The following is a 22,660-nucleotide window of genomic DNA, read 5'->3' on the forward strand; positions in this document are numbered from 1 at the left end:
CGTTCAGCGCCGGAACCGCCAGGTTCCGGCCGCTTGCCACCCGCCGTCGACCACCCGGTGCACCGCCAGTGCGGGAATGCGGAGATCGAGCGGTTGCCATGATGCGCCCAGCGCGCGCTGCAACGTGCGCGCGGCGGGGCGATCGGCCTTGTTCTGGATGGTGACGTGCAGGCGCGGCGGCACGGCGTCACCGCCGGTCAACAAGCCGTGGAAATGGTCGGCGATCGTTTCGCGCACCATGATCAGGTCGGGGCTGAACACACCGAGCGCGGTGCCGCTGTCGAGGTCGATCACCCGATCGATGCGTGCCTGCGGCGGGGTGCCCTGTGCGGTCAGGCGCGCCAGCAGATCGGCCAGTTCCGCCGCCACCATGCCCGGCACCGCATGGAACAGCGTGCAATGCGCAGGCGCCCTGTTGCGTTCGGGTGGATAGTGCGCGCGGCGCAAGGCATCGAGCCGGGCCTGCACCGCGTCGGGCAGCACCGCCAGCACCAGATGCGGGGTGCGGTCGCGTATGATCATCGCAGAGCGGGGAAATGGGCGGGAACACTCGGCCAGGCCGCAAAGCCGTGGATGGAGGCATCGGCAAAGGCCGGAATGTTCCCGCGCAATAGGCCTAATCCTTGGTGGATCACGGCCTGTGCAAAAACACTTACCGGCAAAACCCCTAGCGAATCGTTAACACCGGCCCGCTGCGGGGCCACAATCACATCTCGCCCTTGGCGCGGCGGATCGCGAACCATTTGGCAACATTGGCATTGTGCTGTTGCAACGTGTCGGCAAACACGTGCCCGCCAGAGCCATCGGCGACCATGTACAGCGCATGGGTGTCGGCCGGGTTGAGCACCGCCGCCAGGCTGTCACGACCGGGGTTGGTGATCGGCGCCTTGGGCAGGCCGACCATGGCATAAGTGTTGTAATCGTTGACCGCGTGAATCTCAGATTCGCGGATCCGCCGACCGAGCGGGCGCCCCTGGGTGATCGGATAGATGATCGTCGGATCGGCCTGCAGCTTCATCCCCAGCCGCAACCGGTTGGAATAGAGCCCGGCCACCATCGGCCGTTCGCTGGCCAGCTTGGTTTCCTTTTCGACGATCGAGGCCAGGATCACCGCTTCTTGCGGGGTGCGCGCGATCGTGCGTGGCGAACGTTTGGCCCACAAATCGGCCAGCGTCTGCGCCATCGCCTTTTGCATGCGTGTCACGACTGCGGCACGCGATTCGCCACGTTGATAGTCATAGCTGTTGGGCAGGATCGAGCCTTCGGCCGGCACCGTCACTTTGCCCGTCAGCATCGGCTGGGCCAGCAGCTTTTCATAGACCATGACCGAGGGCATGCCTTCGGGTACGGTGAACAGGCGCCGCAAAGACCCTTCGGTGCCTTGCAGGATGGCCAGGATCTGCGCCCCGCTGGCATGCGCGGGGATCATGAATTCGCCGGCCTTCAGCCCGCCTGCATGACCCAGCAACCGCGCCCGCGCACGAAATGTGCCGGCCGAGGCGATCGCGCCTTCGGCTTCGAGTTCCTGGGCGACACTGACCATGCCCGACCCTTCGGACACGATGAACGGAGCCTCGTGCGCCAGCGGCCCCGGCCCGTACCAGCCCCACAGGAAATGCGTGCCATAGGCAATCACCAGCAGGGCCGCTGCCACGAGCGCCCACTGTGCCTTGCCCAGGCGGGTTGCCCGCCGGAATCGACCCCGTGCCATCATCTTGCCAATCTTTGGGCGCTCTGCCCGATCCGGTCAGGGATCGCTCAGATCGCTTTCACGATCAGGCAGGCGTTGGTTCCGCCAAACCCGAACGAATTGTTGAGCGCCGCGCGCACGGTACGCTTCTTGGCGACCAGCGGCACTAGATCGACGCCTTCGCAGCCCTCGTCCGGATTGTCGAGGTTGAGCGTGGGCGGAACGATCTGATCGCGCATGGCCAGGATGCAGAAAATCGTCTCGACCGCACCCGCGCCGCCCAGCAAATGGCCGATCGCCGATTTGGTGCTGCTCATCGAGGCGCCGCCCAGATCATCGCCCAGCACGCGCTTGATCGCCGCGAGTTCGATCGTGTCGGCCATTGTCGAGGTGCCGTGCGCGTTGACATAGTCGATGTCGCCGGGCGCCATGCCGGCCTTTTTCATCGCCATGCGCATCGCCAGTTCGGCGCCTTTGCCTTCGGGATGCGGCGCGGTGACGTGATAGGCATCGCCCGACAGGCCATAGCCGACCACTTCGGCATAGATCTTGGCGCCGCGCGCCTTGGCGTGTTCGTATTCTTCGAGCACCACCACGCCCGCGCCTTCGCCCATGACAAAACCGTCGCGATCGCGATCATAGGGGCGACTGGCCTGTTCGGGCCGGTCGTTGTAGGAACAGTTCAGCGCGCGCGCCTGTGCGAACCCGGCCACGCCCAACGGGTTGACGGTCGATTCCGAGCCGCCTGCCAGCATCACGTCGGCATCGTCATCGCGGATCATCCGCGCCGCATCGCCGATCGAATGCGCACCGGTCGAACAGGCCGTGACCACCGCGTGGTTGGGGCCCATCAGCCCGTACTTGATGCTCACCTGGCCCGAGATCAGGTTGATCAGGCGCCCGTGGACGAAATGCGGTGAAACGCGCCCCGGCCCCTTTTCGTGGAGCACGATCGATTCGATCTCGATCCCCGGCAGCCCGCCGATGCCCGAACCGATCGAGCAACCGGTGCGCAGCTTCAGCGCCTCGTCCATATCGGTCAGCCCGGCATCTTCGAGCGCCTGGCCCGCAGCGTCGATGCCATAGACGATGAACGGATCGACCTGGCGCTGGATCTTGTGATCAACGCGCCGCCCTGCATCAAAACCGTAAGGGTGGTCGGCCGGTTTCACCTCGCAGGCGATGCGGCATTTCTGATTGCTCGCATCGAAACGGGTGATCGGTCCGGCGCCCGATTTGCCGGCGATGAGGTTTGCCCAGACCGTTTCGACGTCCGCACCCAGCGGGGTTACGAGGCCAAGGCCGGTGACAACGACACGACGCATTGTATTCTCCGCAGAAAAAGAAACAGGCCCAGCCCATTGGATAGGGCCGAGCCTGCCATTTCACTCCCCCGCGATATGCCCTTTGCCACAGGCGGCAGCATGTGCCGACCTGCGAACCGTGCACGGGGAGCTCAGGGTGATCAGCCCTTGTTTTCGTCGATGTACTTGATCGCATCGGCGACAGTGGCGATCTTTTCGGCCGCGTCGTCGGGGATCTCGACACCAAACTCTTCTTCAAACGCCATCACCAGTTCGACGATGTCGAGCGAGTCGGCACCGAGATCGTCGATGAAGCTGGCGTCTTCGGTGACCTTGTCGGCCTCGACACCGAGGTGCTCGACAACGATCTTCTTAACGCGGTCTGCGGTATCGCTCATTCGATGTGTCCCTTCAGACGAAACTAGGGTGCCCAAACACGGTTGTTCTACCGTTCAGCGCATCGCCCTAATGGGCGCAAAGGCTGCTGGCAAGTGGGAGACGCAAGGCTGTTCAATCAAGGCGGATTTCGCGCCCTTCCGATCAGCTTTTGGCAGGCTCGACAACGCGAATCGACAACTCGCGCATTTGCCTGGGCTCGGCCGGGGTGGGCGCGCCCATCAGCAGGTCTTCGGCGCGCTGGTTCATCGGAAACAGCGAAACCTCGCGCAAGTTCTGCGCCCCGCATACCAGCATGACGATGCGATCGACCCCGGCGGCCATCCCGCCGTGCGGCGGCGCGCCATACTGGAACGCGCGGTACAGACCGCCAAAGCGTTCTTCGACATCGGCCTTCGACAGGCCGACCAGTTCGAACGCGCGCACCATCGTTTCGGGGCTCTGGTTGCGGATCGAGCCCGAGGCGATTTCAAAGCCGTTGCACACCAGATCGTACTGGAACGCCTTGATCGCCAGCGGATCGGTGCCGTTGAGCGCGTCGAGCCCGCCTTGCGGCATCGAGAACGGGTTGTGCGCAAATTCGACCTTCTTGCTGTCTTCGTCCCATTCATAGAACGGGAAATCGACGATCCAGCACAAGCGGAAGGCATCGGCCTCGATCAGGCCGAGCTGATCGGCGACGCGGGTGCGCGCCAGGCCCGCCAGCTTGGCCGCCTGTTCGGGCTTGCCGGCGGCAAAGAACAGCCCGTCGTCATCACCCAGGCCCAGCTCGGCATAGAGCGCGGCCATGCCTTCGGTGCCGTGATTCTTGGCGATCGGCCCGCCGAATTCGCCGCCCTTGCGCGTGACATAGCCCAGGCCGGCGTGCCCTTCGGCGCGGGCCCATTCGTTCATTTCGTCAAAGAACTTGCGGCTCTTGTCCGCGGTGCCCGGCGCGGGGATCGCGCGCACCACGCCGCCCCCGCCGACAATGCGTTCGAACAGGCCAAACCCCGACACGGCAAAGTGCTGCGACACATCGCTGATGATCAGCGGGTTGCGCAGATCGGGCTTGTCCGAGCCATATTTGAGCATCGCCTCGTCCCACGCGATGCGCGGAAACTGGCCCGACGGGGTGACGGTGCGGCCATCGGCAAATTCTTCAAAAATGCCGCCGATCACCGGCTCCATCGTTTCCCACACTTCTTCCTGGGTGACGAAGCTCATTTCCAGGTCGAGCTGGTAGAATTCACCCGGCAGCCGGTCGGCGCGCGGATCTTCGTCGCGGAAACACGGCGCGATCTGGAAATAGCGGTCGAACCCGGCGACCATCAGCAATTGCTTGTACTGCTGCGGCGCCTGCGGCAGCGCATAGAACTTGCCGGGATGGATGCGGCTGGGCACCAGAAAGTCGCGCGCACCTTCGGGGCTCGACGCGGTCAGGATCGGGGTCGAATATTCGGTAAAGCCGACCGCTTCCATACGGCGGCGCATCGCCGCGATCACTTTGGTCCGGCGCACGATATTGGCGTGCAGCGTGTCGCGGCGCAGATCGAGGAAGCGATAGCGCAGGCGGATATCTTCGGGATATTCCTGCTCGCCCGCCACCGGCAGCGGCAGTTCGTCGGCTGCCGACAGCACGGTCGCGCCGCGCGCATAGACTTCGATCGCGCCGGTCGCCAGATTGGCATTGATGGTGCCTGTGGCGCGGGCCTTGACCAGGCCGTCGATGGTCACCACGCTTTCGACGCGCGCGGCGTCGAGAATGGCCAGCGCCGGGCTGTCGGTATCGGCGACAATCTGGGTCAGCCCGTAATGATCGCGCAGATCGACGAACAGCACGCCGCCATGATCGCGCTTGCGATGGACCCATCCCGACAGACGGACGGTCTGGCCGACGGTGTCGGACGTCAGGGCACCGCAGGTGTGCGTACGATAGGGATGCATCGAAGGTCTTTCCAAAACGCAGGGATTAAGGCAGGGAATTAAGTGCGGCCAAGAGGCGATGGCCGTCAATTTGTCAAGCCGCCGCCCCCGGACGGGGGTAACCCAAAGGCCGTGTTTGCCACCAACCGGGGGCAAAGGCGACCGAACAGAAAAAAGACCAATGAAGATCCACCCGCTGATCACCACTTCCGAGGCGCTGGCCGATATCTGCGGCCGCCTGTCCAAAGCGCAATTCGTGGCTGTCGACACCGAATTCATGCGTGAAAACACCTATTGGCCCGAACTGTGCCTGGTCCAGATCGCCGATGACAAGGAAGCCGCTGCAATCGATCCGATGGCGCCGGGGATCGACCTGTCGCCGCTGCTCGACCTGCTGGTGGACAACGAAGACGTGCTCAAGGTGTTTCACGCCGGGGGCCAGGATGTCGAAATCATCTACAACCTGACCGGGCGCACCCCGCACCCGATTTTCGACACCCAGATCGCGATGATGGCTATCAGCCAGTCTGAACAGATCGGCTATTCCAACCTGGTCGAGGCGTGGCTGGGCTTTTCGATCGACAAGGGCGCGCGCTTTACCGACTGGTCGCGCCGCCCGCTGACCGAACGGCAGATCGAATATGCGATCGGCGACGTTACCCATTTGTCGAAGATCTTTCCGCGCATGCTCAAGCGGTTGATCAAGACCGGGCGCGGCGAATGGCTCGATGCCGAAATGGAACGGCTGGCCGATCCCGACCACTATCGCAACGATCCCGAAACGGTGTGGCTGAAAATCCGCCCGCCCAGCCGCAACCATGCCGTGCTGGGCCGGTTGAAGGCGCTGGCCGCGTGGCGCGAGCGCGAGGCGATGGACAAGAACATCCCGCGCGGGCGCATCATGCGCGATGAAACGCTGGCGGACCTGGCCAGCCATGCCCCGCGCGAACAGGCCGATCTGGCCAAAGTGCGCGGGCTGTCGGCGGGCTGGCGCGACAACGAGATCGGGCGCCGCCTGATGCAGTGCATCGCCGATGCCAAGCCGCTGACCGAGGCCGAAATGCCGCCCCGACCGCCACGCGGCGCGCCGCTGGGCAAGGAAGGCGCACTGGTTGCCGACCTGCTGAAACTGCTGTTGAAGATTCGCGGCCGCGAGATCGACATCGCCGCCCGCCTGCTGGCGCGCAGCGACGATCTGGAGGCGCTCGCCGCCGGGCAGCGCAAGGGTCTGGCGATCCTCGAAGGCTGGCGATACGAACAGTTCGGGCGCGATGCGCTGGAACTGGTCGAAGGCCGACTGGCCTTTGCGGTGGCCGGTGGCAAACTGAAAATGGCGCATATCGACGACATCGGCAATGGCGCGCATGTCGATGCAGAACCGGAACCCGTGCCCGAACACGATCCCGAGTCCGATTTCTTCCCTGTGCCGCTGCCCGACAACGAAGACTGATGTCGATTTACCTGCCCACGCTCAAGCAGTTGCAATATCTCGTCGCGTTGCACGAGCACGGTCATTTCGGGCGCGCGGCAGAGGCCTGTTTCGTGTCGCAATCGACGCTGTCGGCAGGGCTGCGCGAACTGGAATCGCTGCTCGACGTGGTGCTGGTCGAACGCACCCGGCGCGTCGTGCGGTTCACCCCGCTGGGCAACCAGGTGGTGACCAAGGCGCATCGCCTGCTGCGCGAGGCTGAAGAGCTGTCCGAACTGGTGCAATCGCACGCATTGCCGCTGGCGGGCGAATTGCGGATGAGCGTGATCCCCACCATCGCCCCGTTCCTGTTGCCGCGCATCCTGCCCCGCCTGCGCACCGAACGCCCGCAATTGCGCCTGTTCCTGCGTGAAGAGCCGAGCGCGGCGGCGATCGAATCGCTGCACCATGGCCGCGCCGATTGCGTGCTGCTGGCGCTGCCGTTCGCAACAGGCGAAGTCGAAGTCGAACATCTGTTCACCGACCGGTTGCTGGTGGCGTTTCCGTTCGATGATCCGCGCGATCCGCCGATGCTGGTGTCGCCCGCGTCGATCGATGAAAACCGCCTGTTGCTGCTCGAAGACGGCCATTGCCTGAAAGAGCATGCGCTGGCGGCATGCAACCGCCCCGAATTGCGCGCCAGCGCGACGATGATCGGCACATCGCTGCACACGCTGGTGCAGATGGTCGACAATGGCCTGGGGCTGACGATGCTGCCCGAAATGGCGATCAACGCAGGCATCCTGCAAGGCACCCGGATTGTCGCCCGGCCACTCAACAGCGACTACGCCTTTCGTCAGATCGCACTGGTGTGGCGCCGCAATTCGCCGCGCGGCGAGGAATTCCGCCTGCTGGCCGAAGAATTGCGCGCAGGATGACCGATCGGGCGCCGGGTGTGCCGCACAGCACAGCCGAAGATGCCTTTGGCCTGGTCACCGGGTGCCTGATCATGGCGCTGGGGGTGTCGCTGCTGCATGCCGCGCGCCTGACCACGGGGGGTGTGGCCGGGATCGCGCTGATGCTGTCCTATGGCTTGCCGGTCGGGCCCGGGCCGTTGTTTACCGCGATCAACCTGCCGATTTTCCTGGTGTTCTGGCGGCGGTTGGGCACCGCCTATACGTTGCGTACGATCGCCGCGACGTTGATGGTGATGGGGCTGATCGGGGTGATCGACCATGGCCTGGTGGTGGCCACCATCAACCGTCCGCTGGCGGCCATCGCCGGCGGCGTGGTCACCGGCACCGGCATTCTGGCAGTCACCCGCCATGCGACCGGGGTTGGCGGCCTGGCGGTGATCGCACGCTGGTTGAGCCAGCGCACCGGCTGGCGGTTCGGCGCGATCGGCATGGCATTCGACGCGGCAATCGTCGCCGCGGCGTTTTTCGGGCTTGGCCCCGATCGCGGCCTGTGGTCGCTGGTTGCGGCGATTGCCAGCAACACGATGGTGCTGGTCTGGCACCGCCCGGACCGCTATCTGGCCCGGGCGTAAGCGGTCAGTCCATGTGCTTCAAACCGACGCGCAGATAGTCCCACCCGGTGATCAGCGTCAGCGCGGCGGCCGACCATAACGTCGTCAGCCCCACGGTATGCGGCACGTTCAGCGTGATCCCGCCCGCATCGACCACCCAACCGGGCAGGCCCCGGCCCAGAATGAGCGCGCCGAGCGCCACCATCTGCGCGGTGGTCTTCCACTTGGCGAGCTTTGACACCGGCACCGAAACCTGCAACCCGCCCAGAAATTCGCGCAGGCCCGACACCGCGATTTCGCGCAGCAGAATCACCAGCCCGGCAATCACATGCAGCGATCCGACATAGGGCCCGGTCAGCACTCCGCGCGCGGCCAGCACCAGAATGACCGACGCGACCATGATCTTGTCGGCGATCGGATCGAGAAAAATGCCGAGTTTTGATACGGTTCCCTGCGCCCGCGCGAGATAGCCGTCAAAATAGTCGGTCACCCCCATCAGGCAATAGATGGCAAACGCCAGGCCATAGCCCAGCGGCCAGTCGGGCCACCACAGCAGGCCAACCAGCACCGGCACTGTAAAGATCCGCGACAGAGTCAGGATATTGGGCAAAGTCAGCATCGCACTGCGGGCCATATCGCTTCGCGCGCCACATGCAAACATCGCTCTTGCCCGCCTCGCACTTCGCGCTAAGGGTTCAACCCCTACCGGGGACACATTCAGCGTTAGATGACCACCAACACCCATCTGATCCGCCAGCGGCGCTTTTTGCCGCTGTTTGTCACGCAATTGCTCGGGGCGTTCAACGACAACCTGTTCAAGAATGCGATGCTATTGTTCGTGGTCTATTCGATCTACAATTCCGAAACGCAGGAAGCGCGGTTTTCCGCCATCGCGTCGGGGCTGTTCATCCTGCCGTTCTTTCTGTTGTCGGCGCTGGCCGGGCAATTGGCCGACATGCGCGACAAGGCGCGGCTGATCCGCATCATCAAGACCTGCGAAGTGGCGATCATGCTGGTTGGCGGCACGGGGCTTGTCATGGCATGGCAACACGTGTCGGTCGGCACCGTGGCCATTCCGCTGATGCTGGCGGCCCTGCTGGCGATGGGGGTGCATTCGGCGTTTTTCGGCCCGATCAAATATGCCATCCTGCCGCAGCATCTCCATGCGGACGAAGTGCTGGCGGGCACCGGCCTGGTCGAAGCGGGCACTTATCTGGCGATCCTGGCGGGCACCATCCTGGCCGGCTTCATCCCCGTGCAATGGGCCGCGCTGGCCGTGGTGCTGACCGCGCTGATCGGGCGTGTGGCCGCGCAAAGCGTGCCAGCCGCACCACCGGTGCACGCCTGCCTGCCGATCGATTACAATGTGATCCGGTCATCCATCACGCTGGTGCGCATGACCACGCGCCATCCGCGCGTGTTCCTGGCGATTTGTGCGATCAGCATGTTCTGGACGGTGGGCGCAGTCCTGTTCATCCAGTTTCCGCCGCTTGCCAAGAACGTGCTGTGCGCCAGCAAGAGCGTGGCCAGCCTGTTTCTGGTGATCTTTTCGGTCGGCATCGCAATCGGTTCGGTGTCGATCAACCGCCTGCTCGATGGCAAAGTGTCGGCGCGCTATGGTCCGTTGGCGGTCATGGTGATGGCCGGGTTCATCGTCGCGTTCGATTTCGTCTGCCGCCAGTGGCCTTTGCGCGGACGCGGCCAGTTGCTCGATCTGCTGACATTCGTGCATCAGCCGCTGGCCATCCCGCTGCTTGGCACCCTGCTGGGCATCGCGGTGGCGGGCGGCATGTTCGTGGTGCCGCTCTATGCGTTCCTGACCACGGTGGTCGACAAGGCGGAAACATCGCGCACGATCGCCGCCAACAACATCGTCAATTCGGGCGCGATGGTGGTCGGATCGCTGATCGCGGTGGGCCTGAGCGCAATGGGCGTGGCCATTGTCCACCAGTTGCTGCTGGGCGCGGCAATGTGTTCAATCTCGGCCTGGCTGTGTTGGCAGCTCTATCAAGTCGAACTGGCCCATATCGGCGAGATCGAACACACGTTCTGACCGATCAGGCCAGAAACGCCTGCAACGCGACAAAACACGCGCAATAGGCCAGCAGGAAATCGCGCAAGTCCTGCGCCGTCAGCTTCCGCCAGTTGACCGGGGGCGAGCGCAATGCGGCACGTTCGTTGGCCGCCGCGACTTCGGGTTCCAGTCGGGGCAGCGGCATGTCGAGCCGGACGCGGACGCGTTCGGGCAGATTGCGGCGGAACAGATTGGGCTGACCGGGACGCCCCGGAACGGCATGACTGGTTTTCATGCCGCCCGGTTTAACGATGTGTTAACCCTGTTTGCATCCCTCCATCGCGTCCAATCCTGGGACGTTCAGGAAAGGGACAGTCCGCCCGCCATTTCCAGAATCAGCGCCCATTCGGCCGGGCGCACCGCCGAAACCGACAGCCGCGACAGCCGCAGCAATTCCATGTCGGCCAAAGCAGGCGTCGCCTTGATCGTGGCCAGCGTCACCGGATGGGCCAATCGCGCCACCGGGCGTACCTTTACGGCGGCCCATTTGCCCTCGGGATCGGACGGATCGGTCAGCCCCGGCACCGAAATCGTCGCCACCGCGACGATTTCCTTGCCGATGTTGGAATGGTAAAAGAACGCCAGGTCGCCCTGCCGCATCGAGCGCAGATTGCGTGCGGCAAGGTGGTTGCGCACGCCGTCCCAGGTCCCCTCGCCTTCGGCAAGCAGATCGTCATAGCTATAGGCATCGGGTTCCGATTTCATCAGCCAGAGCTGTTTTCCGGTCACATCGGGCATGGCAATTTCAGTCATGGTGCTCCACTGGGTATCGGCCAAAAGGATCATGGATACGCCGCATGTCGCCTGAATCGACCGTTCTGCCAAGCCTTCCCGTCATATCGCTGGCGGATGATGCAACCACCCTGCCCGCGTTGCTGGCCGACAGCTTTGGCCGTTATGGCTTTGCGCTGGTGGCTGACCACGGCATCGATCCGGCGCTCATCGCGCGCGGCTGGGATCTGACGCAGGCGCTGTTTGCATTGCCCGACGCGGAAAAGCGCCGCTGGCATCAGCCGAGGCAAGGCGGCGCGCGCGGTTATACTCCGTTCGGCACCGAAATCGCCAAGGGCGCCGATGTGCACGATCTGAAGGAATTCTGGCATGTCGGCCGCGATCTGCCGCCGGGCCATCCGCTGTCGGCCAGCATGCCGGCCAATGTCTGGCCCGACCAGTTGCCGCACTTTGCCGAAACGTTCCGCGCGCTCTATGCCGAATTCGACCGCGTCGGCGCGCGCATTCTGGCGCATCTGGCGATCGCGCTCGATCTACCCGCCACCTGGTTCGACCCGGCGATTGCCGACGGAAATTCGGTGCTGCGCCTGCTGCACTATCCGCCGATCGCCGATGCACCTGCCGGCGCGATTCGCGCCGGGGCGCACGAGGATATCAACCTGATCACGCTGTTGCTCGGCGCCGAGGAATCCGGGCTGGAACTGCTGACCCGCGACGGGCAATGGATCGAGGTGGCCCCGCCGCAGGGCGCGCTGGCGATCAACATCGGCGACATGCTGCAACGCCTGACCAACCACCGCCTGCCATCGACCACGCATCGCGTGCGCAATCCGGTGGGCGCGCGCGCCGGCTTCAGCCGCTATTCGATGCCCTATTTCCTGCATCTGCGCAGCGATTTCGTGATCCGCACCCTGCCCGGCTGCATCGATGCGGACCACCCCGATCGCTATCCCGATCCGATCACCGCCGATGCCTATCTGCTTCAGCGGCTGCGCGAGATCGGGCTGATCACATAGTCTACCACACGTGCACGCGCTGGTCGGGCGGCAGGTACAACTTGCTGTCCGGCGCCACGTTGAAGGCTTCGTACCATGCGTCGACATTGCGCACCACGCCGTTGACGCGGAACGTGTCGGGGCTGTGCGGATCGCCCAGCAACTGTTGGCGCAGCGCCTCTTCGCGCACCTTGCTTTGCCAGCTTTGCGCATAAGACAGGAAAAAGCGCTGGTCGCCGGTCATGCCGTCGATCGTTTCGGCTTCGCCATGACGCTTCAGATAGCGGTGATAGGCGGCATACGCGGCTTCCAGCCCGCCCAGATCGGCCAGATTTTCGCCCAGCGTCAGCGCGCCCTTGATGTGCAGGCCCGGCACCGGTTCATAGGCGTCGTATTGCTTGACCAGCGCGTCGGCATGCACCTTGAACTTTTCCGCGCTGATCCTGGTCCACCAGTTCTTCAATCGGCCTTGCCCGTCGAACTGGCGCCCTTCATCGTCGAACCCGTGGCCCATTTCATGGCCGATGGTGGCGCCTGCCGCGCCGTAGTTGACTGCCGGATCGGCATTGGGGTCGAAAAACGGTGGCAGCAGTTCGGCGGCAGGAAACGTCACCTGGTTGCTGTTGGGGTTGTAATAGGCGTTCACCGTCTGCGGGTTCATATCCCACACCCCGCGATCGACCGGCCCGCCATAGCGTTTGAGCCACAGCGCCCACTGGAACCGCTGCGCCTCGATCGCGTTGGCAAAGGGATCGTCGGCGACGGGATGGAAATCGCTGTAATCGATCGGCGTCTTGGGGCCGGCCACGCGGGCCTCGAACGCCGCCAGCTTGGCCAGCGCCGCCGCGCGGGTGGGGCCATCCATCCAGTTTGCCTGGCCGATCCGGTCGGCATAAGAGCCTTTGAGATCGTCGATCATTTCGGCCATCTGCGCATCGGCATCGGCCGACCAGTGCGTCTTGAGATAGATCTGGCCGACGTCCTGGCCCAGTTCCTGGTTGAGCAGGTCGACCCCGCGTTTCCAGCGCGGGCGCTGTTCGGTCACGCCGCCCAGCACTTTGCCGTAAAAGGCGAAATGGGCATCGTCGAACGCCACCGGCAGGGTGCTGGCCAGATCGCTGATCAGGCGGAACACCAGATAGTCTTTCCACAATTCGATCGGATCGCGCGCCAGATGCGTGCCGATCGCGCGCACCGCGCTGGGTTCGCCCACCACCACCACTTTGGCTTTGGCGAGACCCAGCTTGTCGAGCATGGCGCCCCAGTCGATGCCGGGTGCATAGGCGGCCAGATGCGCGGTCGCCACCGGGTTGTAGGTCGCCACCGGATCGCGCAGCCGTTCGGGCGCCCAGTCGTCTTTGGCCAGCGCGGTTTCCAGCGCCATGATCGCGGTTGCGCGGGTATCAGCGTCCGACACCCCGGCCAGCGTGAAGATCTGTGCGATATAGGCAGTATAGGCCTTGCGCACGGCGTCATACTTTTCGCCGGTTTCCAGGTAATAATCGCGCGCGGGCAGGCCCAGATCGCCCTGATCGGCCCGCACCACATAGCGCGCGGGATCTTTGGAATCGGCGGTGATCGCCAGCCCGATCGCGCTGGTATAGCCCGGCTCGGCCATCAATTGCATCAGTTCGCGCCGCGTCTTGATCGCGGCAATACGCGCCACCATCGGCTGCAGCGTGGCCACCCCGCGCGCGGTGATGCCCTTTTCATCCATCCACGCGGTCCACACCGCCGCGATGCGCTGCGCCTCGGGCGTGTCGGGATGCGCCACCGCGTTTTCGGCGATTGCGCGCACCTCTTCGGCCACTTTGTCCTCAAGGTCGTAGTTATAGCCGATGCGCGTCTTGTCGGCCGGGATCGAGGTGTGATCGACCCAGTTGCCTTCCATATAGCTGTAGAAATCGTCGCCCGGCGCGACATCGCGGTTCATGTTGCCGGTATCGAGCCCGAGACTGCCATATTTGGGCGCCCCGGCCTCTTGCGCCATCGCAGCAAGGGGCAACAGGGGCAAAGCCGCCAGAGCGACGCGGGTCGCGCGCCGGAGCCAGGTCGTGGTCATTGAACCTCCGCTACAACCCGCGCGGAAGGGGGGAGCGCGGGAGTCGTCGTGCGCGCCCATAGCACGGGCCTTTGGGAAAAACAGGGTCCTGGGACGCGGCTATTTCATGCACAGGATCTGTGCGGTGGTCTTTTCAACGGATTCGGCGATCTGTGCGGTTTCCAGCGCATAGTCACCGTTTGCGGTACGAAAACGCACACCGTGGGCATTCATGAAAATCTGCGCAATTTCGCCCTTGATCGCGAAATTGACGTTCTGCGTGACCATGCCGATACTGGCCATCAGCGCGGTCGAGGCCGTGGCCACAACCACCCCGATTACTTGCCCATGGCGATCGAACACTGGCCCGCCGCTGTTGCCAGGCTGGATCGGCGCGGAAAACTGCAGCTTGGTATAATCGTTGTTTATCCCAGCAACCGAACTGACTTCGCCAAACGTCGCCTTGGGCTCGCTCGACAGCGTTCCGGCCAGCGGATAGCCGATCACACCGATCCCCTCGCCCAATTGGGCAGGCCGCTTTTCAACGCGGAAGACCGCTGCAGCGCCATAATCGGCATGCGTGCGCACCAGCGCCAGATCGTTGACTGGATCGACCGTGTCGATCGCCCCGACGACGGGTGGCACGCCCAGCGCCTTGACCCCGATCGTCTTGCAATCGCGCACGACATGCGCGTTGGTCAGCACCAGGCCGTCGGTGTCAACGAAAATGCCAGAACCGGTGGTGAATTGCGGCCTGGGTTTGCCATCGGGGCCAACTGGCGCGGCAACGCTGGCCGCGCAGACCAGCGCCAGCCCGCGTGCGCTGGTGCCATCGCCGCTGACCGTTTTCATTTTGGTCTGCCAATCCGTGACGATCGGCGAATGTCCGACAATTTTCTGGCCCAGATAGCCGACGGTGGAAATTTCGGCGGCCTTGTGCGCGGCACAGTCGAACCCGTCGGTGTGGACGAGACGATCGAGCATCAGCCCGGCGGAATTGGGCCTGGCAGCAGAAAAGGTGACCATGATCCGGGCGGTGCGAAACGCGCCCTCGGTCCTGATCGAATCGGTATCGACCCAAACTTTATCGAGGCTCGACCCGGAATTGCCGATTTCGCGCCAGTTTTCCGCCATCAGCGGCGCCGCGATCAGGCTGGCCAGTACAGGCAGGATGGGCAGCGCTGTGCGAAACGGTCTGATCACGTATCTTGGGCCCCATCATCTGTTCGGTCAGGTGACGATGCATCGGCAACGGATAGGGCGCAACCGATCTCCGCAAACCGTGCCGGACGGCGTTCGCGAAACGCGGCCAGCCCTTCGCGAAAATCGTCTCCGGCAAAGGCCTCGTCGAACAGGGCGTCGAGCGCGGGGTCGTGACCGTGCGGCGCGCGTGCCACCGCCTGTTTCAGCGCGACCAGGCTGGCTGGCGACAGCGCGGCCATGGCCGTGGCCATCGCAGTCGCCGCCGCCATGGCATCGTCGGCGCGGTCTTCGACCAGGCCGATCCGTGCCGCCTCGGCCGCGTCGATCCGCGTCGCGCCATAAAGCATCCGCGCCGCCTGCCCCGGCCCGACCAGCGCGACCAGCCGGGCGATATCTTCCTGCGGATAGGTGATACCCAGCTTTGCCGGGGTGATCGCAAACACCGCGCGCGGGCCCGCCACACGCATGTCGGCGGCCAGCGCCAGCGCCACCCCGGCACCAAAGCAATCGCCATCGATCGCGGCGATCACCGGCATCGGCAGGCCAGCCAGTCCCGCCAGCGCCTGACGCATGGCGCGCCGGAACGGCGCGCGTGCGGCGGCATCCTCGGCCAGCCCGGCGATTTCGCGCAAGTCCGACCCCGAACAGAACATGCCCGGCACCGCCGCGCGCAGCACCACCACGCGGGGGCCCGCTGCCGCGATGGTGGCCACGGTTCCGGCCAGCGCGTGCCACCCGGCCATCGGCAGGGCATTGCGCGTGGCCGGGGCATCGAGCGTAATCGTGGCGATGCCATCGGCGATCTGGTGCGCAATCATGCCCGCCCGCATATCGCTGTCGCGCGCGGCCAACAAGGAAAACGGATGGACGCCGCCCGATCATCGCCTATCCCGGTGCGATGGACAGTGCCCATTCTGCCCCGCGCCCGCATCTCGGGCTGATCCCGGCCACGCTGGTTGCGCTCGGCATGATCATGTCGACCGATTCGCTCAAGACCGCGCCCACCGTGGCGCTCAATGTCGCACCGGGGCAATTCGTGTGGTTGTGGATCGGCGGCGGGGTGGTCTCGCTGATCGGGGCGCTGTGCTATGTCGAAATGGCCTGCGCCTTTCCCGATGCGGGCGGCGAATACCATTTTCTGTCGCGCGCGTGGGGGCCGCGCATGGGCGCGCTCTATGCCTGGTCGCGGTTTGCGGTGATGCACACCGGGTGGATCGCGCTGATGGCGCACCTGCTGGCCGACTATGTCGCTGCGATCGTGCCGATGGGCGACGGCGCGCGCACGCTCTGCGCGCTGGCGATCGTCGTCGGGCTGGCGCTGATCAACTGCATCCACGTGCGGGTCGGATTTCTGACGCAGGCCACAATGGTGCTGGCGGTCGCGCTGGGGTTTGCGGCGGTGATTGCCGCCGGGTTTGCGGTGGCCCCGCCCCACCCCGCGCCGGTCGCGATGCCGCCGGGGGGACGCCATTTGGGCGTGGCGCTGATCTATGTGTTCCTGGCCTATGGCGGGTGGAGCGACATGGCCACGCTGTCGGCCGAATTGCGCGCCGGTCGGCGCGGCATGGCGGTGGTGACGGTGGGCGCGATCGTGCTGTTGATGGCACTCTATGTCGCACTCAACGCGGCAATGGCGCATGGTCTGGGCGCCGATGCGCTGGCGCGCAGCAGCGCGCCCGGCGCCGATGTGGCGCGCATGGCGTTCGGCGCGCCGGGTGCCCTGCTGGTGGTCGCCGTGGTCACCGTGTCAGGCATCGCCAGTATCAATTCGACGCTGATTGTCGGCGCGCGCATCACCTGGGCGGCATCGCGCACTATCCCCGCGCTGCACCGGCTGGCCGGATGGCATGCCGGGCGCGGCACGCCGATCGCGGCGGTGATCGCGGTGGCGGGATTTGCCGGGCTGCTGACCGTGCTCGCCGGGCTGACCGGCAACGGCTTTGGCGCGATGGTCGATTATATGACCCCGGTCTACTGGGTGTTCATCCTGCTGGGCATGGGCGCGGCGATCCGCCTGCGCCGGCTCGCGACGACCGTGGTCTTTCCCGTGCGCACACCGCTGTTTCCGCTGTTCCCGCTGACTTTTGCGGGGGTCGCGGTGATCATGGGCTGGTCATCGCTGACCGAACTGGGACCGGGCGCGCTGATCGGCGCGGGGGTGATGCTGCTGGGCGTCGTGCTGGAACGCCTGTTTGGCCAGGCGAAGGAGGGAAACTGGTGGAGCCAAGGAGGATCGAACTCCTGACCTCTACAATGCCATTGTAGCGCTCTCCCAGCTGAGCTATGGCCCCACGCGTTTCCCGAAACGGCACCCTGGGAGGGACCGTTCGCCCCGGCTTCCTGCCGGGAGCCGGGCCTTTAAGGGAGGCCCGGCATGCTGACAAGACCAAAAATCATGCCTGCAAATTTTTTGCTGCCTTGCCCGGGCCAAGGCGGTCCGGGCAAGCCAGGACCTCTTAAACTTCTTCGTCTTCGCCGTCGTGGCCCGGCACGCCCAGATCGTCGTCGCCACCCAGATCGACATCGTTGTCGGGCGAATCGCCGTCTTCGTCGATATCGAGATCTTCGTCGGCCAGATCGACGTCGGCCACCACATCAACCTTTTCCTTCTGAATTTCTTCATAGGGAATCGGCTGCTTGGATTTCAGCACCGGGTCGGGATGCCAGGCATAACGGCATTCGACGCAAGTGACCGGGTCACCATTGCCCATATCGTAAAAGCGGGTGCCGCACTTTGGACAACTGTGCTTGGCGCCCCATTCCGGCTTGACCATGAAAATTCCTCAAGTCCTGTCGCCAACAGACATTCCGTGGCCGTTGCGAATCGGGTTGGGCCATGGACGACCACACACAAGCAGGTCAAGCCCATGACAAGAAGCGGCGCCTTGCCATAGCCGGGCGTCGCTGTCAAAAGCCGCGCGAATTTGTTCGCCTCCACCCTGAAAGGCCGTTTGCCGTGTCCGCTTCCAGTGCCCCTGCCCAGCCCCGCCGGTTTGTCGCCAAAGGGGCGCTGACCGGGCGTATCCGCGTGCCGGGCGACAAGTCGATCAGCCACCGGTCGATCATGCTCGGTGCGCTGGCGGTGGGCGAAACCCGGGTGACCGGCCTGCTTGAAGGCGAAGACGTGCTGGCGACCGCCGCCGCGATGCGCGCAATGGGCGCCACCATCGAGCGGCAGGCCGATGGCGACTGGCTGGTTGCAGGCGTTGGCGTGGGCGGCCTGCTGCAACCGGCGGGCGCGCTCGACATGGGCAATTCGGGCACATCGACGCGGCTGTTGCTGGGGCTGGTCGCCAGCCATGCGATCACCGCCGCATTCATCGGCGATGCCAGCCTGTCGAAACGGCCGATGGGCCGGGTGATCACCCCGCTGGGCCAGATGGGCGCCACGTTCACCACCTATCCCGGCGGGCGGCTGCCGCTGATCATCACCGGCGCCGAAACCCCGGTGCCGATCACCTATCGCCTGCCGGTGGCATCGGCCCAGGTCAAAAGCGCGGTGCTGCTGGCCGGGCTCAACACCCCGGGCGCGACCACGGTGATCGAACCGGTGCCCACGCGTGACCATTCCGAACGCATGTTGCGCGGGTTCGGCGCCGATCTGTCGGTGGAAACCGATGCCGAAGGCGCGCGCGTAATCAGCCTGAGCGGGCAGCCCGAATTGCGCCCGCAGGCGATCACCGTGCCGGGTGATCCGTCGTCGGCGGCCTTCTTCGTGGTGGCCGCGCTGATCGTGCCGGGATCGGATCTGCTGATCGAAAACGTCGGGCTCAACCCCACTCGCGCCGCGCTGTTCGATGTGCTGCGGCTGATGGGCGGGCAGATCACCGAAGTGAACCAGCGCGAGGTTGGCGGCGAGCCGGTCGCCGATCTGCATGTGCGCGCCAGCGCCCTGCATGGCATCACTGTCGATCCCGCCGTCGTGCCCGCGATGGTCGATGAATTTCCGGTGCTGTTCGTTGCCGCCGCGCTGGCCGAGGGGCGCACGGTGACATCGGGCCTGGAAGAACTGCGCGTCAAGGAATCCGACCGCATCACCGCGATGCGCGTGGCGCTGACGCTGGCCGGCGCGCGGGTCGAGGAAACCGCCGATGGCATGATCATCGACGGCAGCGGCGGGCGCCTGCTGGCGGGCACCGGCAACGGCGCGGTGGCCACGCATCTCGACCATCGCATTGCCATGGCCATGGCAGTGGCGGGGCTGGCCAGCGAAACCGGCGTGACGGTGGATGACACCCGCCCGATCGCCACCAGCTTTCCGCTGTTCGAGCGCCTGCTGGCCGACACGGGCGCGGCATGATCATCGCGGTCGACGGCCCCACCGCATCGGGCAAGGGCACCATCGCACGCGCGCTGGCAGCGCATTTCGGCCTGCCACATCTCGACACCGGGCTGCTCTATCGCGCGGTCGGCTGGCAGGTTGCTGATCGCGGGGGCAATCCCGACAGCGCCGACGATGCGCTGGCGGCCACCGCGTTTCCCGACAGTCTGCTCGATAATCCCGCCTTGCGCAGCGAGGCGGTCGGCGCGCTGGCCAGCCGCGTTTCGGTGCATCCGGCGGTGCGCGATGCGCTGCTGGCGCGCCAGCGCGCGTTTGCCGGGCAACCCGGCGGCGCGGTGCTCGACGGGCGCGACATCGCCACGGTGATCGCCCCGCAGGCCGATGCCAAGCTGTTTGTCACCGCCAGCGTCGCCGCCCGCGCGCTGCGACGCTACGTCGAAATGCGCGGCCGCGGCGAAGATGTCAGCCGCGAAAGCATCGAGGCCGATCTGGCTGCGCGCGATGCGCGCGACAGCGCGCGCAGCGTGGCCCCCTTGCGCCAGGCCGAAGGCGCCGCCTTGCTCGACACATCGGCCCTGCCGCCCGCAGCGGCAATTGCCGCCGCCATCGCACTGGTCGAAAAACAGACCAACAGGTAATGGTTAACCTGCGCAATTATCCTGATCCGGCGCATGACGGACTATAACAGGGCTGCGCCTAGTCGTACTGGTGTCATGTGGTAAACGGGCGTGATCGTGCGCCCATCCTGACACGAAGGTATTTGGCCATGGATCAGACCGCAGATCGCTTTGCCAGCAAGCGCCGCGCACCCCGCGTGGGGTTCGAATTGATGGTGCGCTGCAAGCATGGTCCGGTGCGGTCAACGGTCATGCTTAAGGACATGACCCGCCATGGCGCGCGTATCGAAGGATTGCAGACCCCGCAGGAAGGTGAAGCGATCAGCCTGATGCTGCCTGGCGAGGCGCCCAGGCTGGCGTTTGTGATGTGGACGCGTGGCGGTGCCGCCGGGCTCGAATTCGGTGACCCGCTGCCCGGTGACGTGTTCGACGCGATGATCCGCGACTATGCCATCGGCTGCCCTTCGCCGCCCACACCGATGCCGGCCGCACGCCAGGTGCGCGCGGCAGCCTGAATCGCGCTTGCATATCGCGCTTGCATATCGCGCTTGCATTCTGGACAAAACCGGTTAGGGGCCACCGCTTCCCGTTCGGCAATGTGCCACGGGAAACCCAAGAAAGCCGGAGGGGCCCCGCAATCCCGCGGATCAGCCAGCGATCGGTTAGAATGACAAGGACGCACGGTACATGCCGCTCTATGAGCATGTCTTTCTTGCGCGCCAGGATCTGAGCCAGGCTCAGGTCGACGCGCTTGCCACCACCGCCACCGAAATCGTCGAAGCCAACCAGGGCAAGATCACCAAGGTCGAAACCTGGGGCCTGCGTTCGCTGGCCTACAAGATTCAAAAGAACCGCAAGGCGCATTTCGTGCTGCTGAACATCGACGCCCCTGCCGGTGTCGTGGCCGAGCTCGAACGCCAGACCGCGATCAACGAAGACGTCATCCGCTTCCTGACGGTGCGCGTGGACGAACTCGAAGGTGGTCCGTCGGTGATGATGCGCAAGAACGACCGCGAACGCAGCCGTCGCCGCGAACGCGAAGGGGAATAAGAGATGGCTCGTCCGTTTTTCCGCCGCCGCAAGAGCTGCCCGTTCTCGGGCAAGAACGCCCCCAAGATTGATTTCAAGGACGTGCGCCTGTTGCAGGGTTTCATGTCCGAACGGGGCAAGATCGTGCCGAGCCGCATTACCGCGGTCTCTGCAAAGAAGCAGCGCGAGCTGAGCCAGGCGATCAAGCGCGCCCGGCACATCGGCCTGCTGCCGTACATCGTCAAGTAAGGAGCGCCAGACATGCAGATCATCCTGCTCGAGCGCATCGAAAAGCTGGGCACGATTGGCGACGAAGTCTCCGTCAAGGACGGCTACGCGCGCAATTACCTGCTGCCCAACAAGAAGGCGCTGCGCGCCAACGACGCCAACCGCAAGATCTTTGAGGCCAACCGCGCCCGGATCGAATCCGACAACGCTGCGCGTCGCGAAGAAGCCAAAGCCGAAGCCGGCAATGTCGATGGCAAGGAAGTGGTGCTGATCCGCGCCGCGTCCAACGCCGGTCAACTGTACGGTTCGGTGTCGGTGCGCGATATCGCCGACGGCCTGATCGCCCAGGGTTGCAAGGTGACCAAGGCGATGATCGTGCTCGAACGCCCGATCAAGACCATCGGCGTGTTCGATGTGCGCGTTTCGCTGCACCCCGAAGTGGCCGTTACGGTCAAGGCCAACGTCGCGCGCTCGCCCGACGAAGCCGAACTTCAGTCGAAGGGTGTCGATGTGATCGACGCCATGTTCGACACCGAAGTCGGCGGCTTTACCGAAGCCTATGACCCCAATGCCGAACCGGGCGAAATCCCGGCCGACCTGCTCGACGACGCGCCCCAGGCCGACGCCTGATCGCACCGAACAGTCTGACAAAAGGGCGCTCCCGCAAGGGGGCGCCCTTTTTCGTTGTGCCCGTCGTTTTGCACCTATATTCCAAAGAATATAGGTGCAAAACGACGACGGGGACGAAACATGACGGGAAAAACAAACAATTGCGCGGGCGTCGCATGGGCGGCGCTCGCGGCGCTGACGATCGCCGGTTCGGCCCATGCGCAGACCCTGCCCGCGACGCCGGACACGGCAAAAGCTGCCGACGACGAACACCCGCTGACCTGGCACGGCATCACCATCTACGGCACACTCGACATCGGCGTGGGCTGGGTCAGCCACGGCCTGCCCGAAAACGGCGACAACTATGAAGGCGAATCGCTGCTGAGCAAGAACGGCGGCGGGTCGCGGTTCGTATTCGCGCAGAACAACCTGTCGCAGACCGGGGTTGGCATCCGGGGCAAAGAGGAATTCACGCCGGGCTGGTCGGTGGTGTTCAACGCCTCGACCGGGATCAATCCGCAATCGGGCGATCTGGCCAACCAGGTCGGCACCAACGTCCTCAACAACGGGCTGCCCCGCGCCGCCTATTCGTTTGTCGGCGATGGCGCGCGCGCGGGGC

25 protein-coding genes and 1 tRNA gene are annotated in these 22,660 nt (G+C 64.8%); 13 read left to right on the plus strand and 13 right to left on the minus strand.

Annotated features, from left to right (window positions below; genetic code table 11):
* Positions 1-3 precede the first annotated feature (3 nt).
* The 5 genes from AQZ49_RS15320 to aspS form a co-directional block, all read right to left on the minus strand.
* A complete protein-coding gene (locus tag AQZ49_RS15320; RefSeq protein WP_231739264.1) occupies positions 4-522 on the minus strand; it encodes a 2'-5' RNA ligase family protein in 519 nt (172 codons plus the stop codon).
* Positions 523-706: 184 nt separating this feature from the next.
* Positions 707-1,714 carry an endolytic transglycosylase MltG gene (gene mltG, locus AQZ49_RS15325; protein WP_369819144.1) on the minus strand — a complete coding sequence of 336 codons (1,008 nt, stop codon included), beginning with the start codon at positions 1,712-1,714 and terminating at the stop codon, positions 707-709.
* 44 nt (positions 1,715-1,758) lie between these two features.
* On the minus strand, positions 1,759-3,015 hold the full coding sequence (gene fabF, locus AQZ49_RS15330) for a beta-ketoacyl-ACP synthase II (protein ID WP_067617383.1): 1,257 nt from the start codon (positions 3,013-3,015) through the stop codon (positions 1,759-1,761).
* Between the two features lie 140 nt (positions 3,016-3,155).
* Positions 3,156-3,392: an acyl carrier protein gene (locus AQZ49_RS15335; RefSeq protein WP_008071537.1), complete on the minus strand. Its 237-nt coding sequence runs from the start codon at positions 3,390-3,392 to the stop codon at positions 3,156-3,158.
* A 142-nt stretch (positions 3,393-3,534) separates the two neighbouring features.
* Positions 3,535-5,316, minus strand: coding sequence for an aspartate--tRNA ligase (gene aspS, locus AQZ49_RS15340; protein WP_067617386.1), 1,782 nt, complete (start codon positions 5,314-5,316; stop codon positions 3,535-3,537).
* Positions 5,317-5,476: 160 nt separating this feature from the next.
* Here aspS and rnd point away from each other — a divergent pair, with 160 nt between their 5' ends.
* Genes rnd through AQZ49_RS15355 form a run of 3 tightly spaced genes read left to right on the plus strand, consistent with a single transcriptional unit; the run spans position 5,477 to position 8,252 of the window.
* On the plus strand, positions 5,477-6,745 hold the full coding sequence (gene rnd / locus AQZ49_RS15345) for a ribonuclease D (protein ID WP_067617390.1): 1,269 nt from the start codon (positions 5,477-5,479) through the stop codon (positions 6,743-6,745).
* Positions 6,745-7,641: a hydrogen peroxide-inducible genes activator gene (locus tag AQZ49_RS15350; protein WP_067617393.1), complete on the plus strand. Its 897-nt coding sequence runs from the start codon at positions 6,745-6,747 to the stop codon at positions 7,639-7,641. Before rnd ends, AQZ49_RS15350 begins: the two co-directional genes overlap by 1 nt.
* Positions 7,638-8,252: a DUF6198 family protein gene (locus AQZ49_RS15355; RefSeq protein ID WP_067617396.1), complete on the plus strand. Its 615-nt coding sequence runs from the start codon at positions 7,638-7,640 to the stop codon at positions 8,250-8,252. Before AQZ49_RS15350 ends, AQZ49_RS15355 begins: the two co-directional genes overlap by 4 nt.
* Positions 8,253-8,256: 4 nt before the next feature.
* Here AQZ49_RS15355 and pgsA read toward each other — a convergent pair whose 3' ends face one another.
* Positions 8,257-8,850: a CDP-diacylglycerol--glycerol-3-phosphate 3-phosphatidyltransferase gene (pgsA, locus tag AQZ49_RS15360; protein ID WP_067617772.1), complete on the minus strand. Its 594-nt coding sequence runs from the start codon at positions 8,848-8,850 to the stop codon at positions 8,257-8,259.
* Between the two features lie 108 nt (positions 8,851-8,958).
* Between pgsA and AQZ49_RS15365 the strand changes: the two genes are divergently transcribed.
* Positions 8,959-10,284 carry an MFS transporter gene (locus AQZ49_RS15365; protein ID WP_067617399.1) on the plus strand — a complete coding sequence of 442 codons (1,326 nt, stop codon included), beginning with the start codon at positions 8,959-8,961 and terminating at the stop codon, positions 10,282-10,284.
* A 4-nt stretch (positions 10,285-10,288) separates the two neighbouring features.
* Here the strand turns inward: AQZ49_RS15365 and AQZ49_RS15370 are convergent, their stop codons facing one another.
* A complete protein-coding gene (locus AQZ49_RS15370; RefSeq protein WP_067617402.1) occupies positions 10,289-10,540 on the minus strand; it encodes a hypothetical protein in 252 nt (83 codons plus the stop codon).
* 65 nt (positions 10,541-10,605) lie between these two features.
* The gene (locus tag AQZ49_RS15375; protein WP_067617775.1) at positions 10,606-11,058 is read right to left on the minus strand and encodes an EVE domain-containing protein; all 453 of its coding nucleotides are present in this window, start codon (positions 11,056-11,058) and stop codon (positions 10,606-10,608) included.
* A 44-nt stretch (positions 11,059-11,102) separates the two neighbouring features.
* On the opposite strand from AQZ49_RS15375, the gene AQZ49_RS15380 reads away from it, so the two are divergent.
* Positions 11,103-12,053 (plus strand): isopenicillin N synthase family dioxygenase, encoded by a 951-nt coding sequence (locus tag AQZ49_RS15380; protein ID WP_067617405.1) that lies wholly within the window; start codon positions 11,103-11,105, stop codon positions 12,051-12,053.
* A 1-nt stretch (position 12,054) separates the two neighbouring features.
* Here AQZ49_RS15380 and AQZ49_RS15385 read toward each other — a convergent pair whose 3' ends face one another.
* The 3 genes from AQZ49_RS15385 to AQZ49_RS15395 all read right to left on the minus strand — a co-directional run bounded on the left by AQZ49_RS15385 (position 12,055) and on the right by AQZ49_RS15395 (position 16,094).
* Positions 12,055-14,094, minus strand: a complete 2,040-nt coding sequence (locus AQZ49_RS15385) for a M13 family metallopeptidase (protein ID WP_067617408.1) — start codon at positions 14,092-14,094, stop codon at positions 12,055-12,057.
* Positions 14,095-14,193: 99 nt separating this feature from the next.
* The gene (locus AQZ49_RS15390) at positions 14,194-15,276 is read right to left on the minus strand and encodes a S1 family peptidase (RefSeq protein ID WP_067617411.1); all 1,083 of its coding nucleotides are present in this window, start codon (positions 15,274-15,276) and stop codon (positions 14,194-14,196) included.
* Positions 15,273-16,094 carry an enoyl-CoA hydratase/isomerase family protein gene (locus tag AQZ49_RS15395; protein WP_082701832.1) on the minus strand — a complete coding sequence of 274 codons (822 nt, stop codon included), beginning with the start codon at positions 16,092-16,094 and terminating at the stop codon, positions 15,273-15,275. The genes AQZ49_RS15390 and AQZ49_RS15395 overlap by 4 nt, the downstream gene beginning before the upstream one ends.
* Before the next feature lie 80 nt (positions 16,095-16,174).
* Between AQZ49_RS15395 and AQZ49_RS15400 the strand changes: the two genes are divergently transcribed.
* On the plus strand, positions 16,175-17,521 hold the full coding sequence (locus AQZ49_RS15400) for an APC family permease (RefSeq protein WP_082701821.1): 1,347 nt from the start codon (positions 16,175-16,177) through the stop codon (positions 17,519-17,521).
* Here AQZ49_RS15400 and AQZ49_RS15405 read toward each other — a convergent pair.
* Together AQZ49_RS15405 and AQZ49_RS15410 are read right to left on the minus strand one after the other, a co-directional pair.
* Positions 17,492-17,567, minus strand: a tRNA-Ala gene (locus tag AQZ49_RS15405). The two genes, AQZ49_RS15400 and AQZ49_RS15405, sit on opposite strands and share 30 nt — an antisense overlap.
* Before the next feature lie 165 nt (positions 17,568-17,732).
* Positions 17,733-18,050 (minus strand): FYDLN acid domain-containing protein, encoded by a 318-nt coding sequence (locus AQZ49_RS15410; protein ID WP_067617414.1) that lies wholly within the window; start codon positions 18,048-18,050, stop codon positions 17,733-17,735.
* A gap of 182 nt (positions 18,051-18,232) precedes the next feature.
* On the opposite strand from AQZ49_RS15410, the gene aroA reads away from it, so the two are divergent.
* The 7 genes from aroA to AQZ49_RS22610 all read left to right on the plus strand — a co-directional run.
* Positions 18,233-19,576 (plus strand): 3-phosphoshikimate 1-carboxyvinyltransferase, encoded by a 1,344-nt coding sequence (gene aroA, locus AQZ49_RS15415; RefSeq protein ID WP_067617417.1) that lies wholly within the window; start codon positions 18,233-18,235, stop codon positions 19,574-19,576.
* Positions 19,573-20,196, plus strand: coding sequence for a (d)CMP kinase (locus AQZ49_RS15420; protein ID WP_067617420.1), 624 nt, complete (start codon positions 19,573-19,575; stop codon positions 20,194-20,196). Before aroA ends, AQZ49_RS15420 begins: the two co-directional genes overlap by 4 nt.
* A gap of 128 nt (positions 20,197-20,324) precedes the next feature.
* On the plus strand, positions 20,325-20,690 hold the full coding sequence (locus AQZ49_RS15425) for a PilZ domain-containing protein (protein ID WP_067617423.1): 366 nt from the start codon (positions 20,325-20,327) through the stop codon (positions 20,688-20,690).
* A 172-nt stretch (positions 20,691-20,862) separates the two neighbouring features.
* Positions 20,863-21,225: a 30S ribosomal protein S6 gene (gene rpsF / locus AQZ49_RS15430; RefSeq protein ID WP_067617425.1), complete on the plus strand. Its 363-nt coding sequence runs from the start codon at positions 20,863-20,865 to the stop codon at positions 21,223-21,225.
* A gap of 3 nt (positions 21,226-21,228) precedes the next feature.
* The gene (rpsR, locus tag AQZ49_RS15435; protein ID WP_067617428.1) at positions 21,229-21,453 is read left to right on the plus strand and encodes a 30S ribosomal protein S18; all 225 of its coding nucleotides are present in this window, start codon (positions 21,229-21,231) and stop codon (positions 21,451-21,453) included.
* A gap of 12 nt (positions 21,454-21,465) precedes the next feature.
* Positions 21,466-22,062 carry a 50S ribosomal protein L9 gene (gene rplI, locus AQZ49_RS15440; RefSeq protein WP_067617432.1) on the plus strand — a complete coding sequence of 199 codons (597 nt, stop codon included), beginning with the start codon at positions 21,466-21,468 and terminating at the stop codon, positions 22,060-22,062.
* Positions 22,063-22,182: 120 nt separating this feature from the next.
* On the plus strand, positions 22,183-22,660 hold a 478-nt coding region (locus tag AQZ49_RS22610), incomplete at its 3' end, for a porin (RefSeq protein WP_197411078.1).

Origin of the sequence: Novosphingobium sp. FSW06-99, from assembly GCF_001519065.1 — a bacterium.
Lineage (GTDB): Bacteria > Pseudomonadota > Alphaproteobacteria > Sphingomonadales > Sphingomonadaceae > Novosphingobium.

Coding starts and splice junctions, on each gene's coding strand:
- aspS (WP_067617386.1), bottom strand. CDS start 5,316: ATGCATCCCTATCGTACGCACACCTGCGGTGCCCTGACGTCCGACACC.
- rnd (WP_067617390.1), top strand. CDS start 5,477: ATGAAGATCCACCCGCTGATCACCACTTCCGAGGCGCTGGCCGATATC.
- rpsF (WP_067617425.1), top strand. CDS start 20,863: ATGCCGCTCTATGAGCATGTCTTTCTTGCGCGCCAGGATCTGAGCCAG.
- AQZ49_RS15380 (WP_067617405.1), top strand. CDS start 11,103: ATGTCGCCTGAATCGACCGTTCTGCCAAGCCTTCCCGTCATATCGCTG.
- AQZ49_RS15400 (WP_082701821.1), top strand. CDS start 16,175: ATGGACAGTGCCCATTCTGCCCCGCGCCCGCATCTCGGGCTGATCCCG.
- rplI (WP_067617432.1), top strand. CDS start 21,466: ATGCAGATCATCCTGCTCGAGCGCATCGAAAAGCTGGGCACGATTGGC.
- AQZ49_RS15425 (WP_067617423.1), top strand. CDS start 20,325: ATGGATCAGACCGCAGATCGCTTTGCCAGCAAGCGCCGCGCACCCCGC.
- AQZ49_RS15395 (WP_082701832.1), bottom strand. CDS start 16,094: ATGATTGCGCACCAGATCGCCGATGGCATCGCCACGATTACGCTCGAT.
- AQZ49_RS15365 (WP_067617399.1), top strand. CDS start 8,959: ATGACCACCAACACCCATCTGATCCGCCAGCGGCGCTTTTTGCCGCTG.
- AQZ49_RS15350 (WP_067617393.1), top strand. CDS start 6,745: ATGTCGATTTACCTGCCCACGCTCAAGCAGTTGCAATATCTCGTCGCG.
- AQZ49_RS15420 (WP_067617420.1), top strand. CDS start 19,573: ATGATCATCGCGGTCGACGGCCCCACCGCATCGGGCAAGGGCACCATC.
- AQZ49_RS15385 (WP_067617408.1), bottom strand. CDS start 14,094: ATGACCACGACCTGGCTCCGGCGCGCGACCCGCGTCGCTCTGGCGGCT.
- AQZ49_RS15375 (WP_067617775.1), bottom strand. CDS start 11,058: ATGACTGAAATTGCCATGCCCGATGTGACCGGAAAACAGCTCTGGCTG.
- pgsA (WP_067617772.1), bottom strand. CDS start 8,850: ATGCTGACTTTGCCCAATATCCTGACTCTGTCGCGGATCTTTACAGTG.
- AQZ49_RS15335 (WP_008071537.1), bottom strand. CDS start 3,392: ATGAGCGATACCGCAGACCGCGTTAAGAAGATCGTTGTCGAGCACCTC.
- AQZ49_RS15370 (WP_067617402.1), bottom strand. CDS start 10,540: ATGAAAACCAGTCATGCCGTTCCGGGGCGTCCCGGTCAGCCCAATCTG.
- mltG (WP_369819144.1), bottom strand. CDS start 1,714: ATGATGGCACGGGGTCGATTCCGGCGGGCAACCCGCCTGGGCAAGGCA.
- AQZ49_RS15355 (WP_067617396.1), top strand. CDS start 7,638: ATGACCGATCGGGCGCCGGGTGTGCCGCACAGCACAGCCGAAGATGCC.
- rpsR (WP_067617428.1), top strand. CDS start 21,229: ATGGCTCGTCCGTTTTTCCGCCGCCGCAAGAGCTGCCCGTTCTCGGGC.
- AQZ49_RS15320 (WP_231739264.1), bottom strand. CDS start 522: ATGATCATACGCGACCGCACCCCGCATCTGGTGCTGGCGGTGCTGCCC.
- fabF (WP_067617383.1), bottom strand. CDS start 3,015: ATGCGTCGTGTCGTTGTCACCGGCCTTGGCCTCGTAACCCCGCTGGGT.
- AQZ49_RS15410 (WP_067617414.1), bottom strand. CDS start 18,050: ATGGTCAAGCCGGAATGGGGCGCCAAGCACAGTTGTCCAAAGTGCGGC.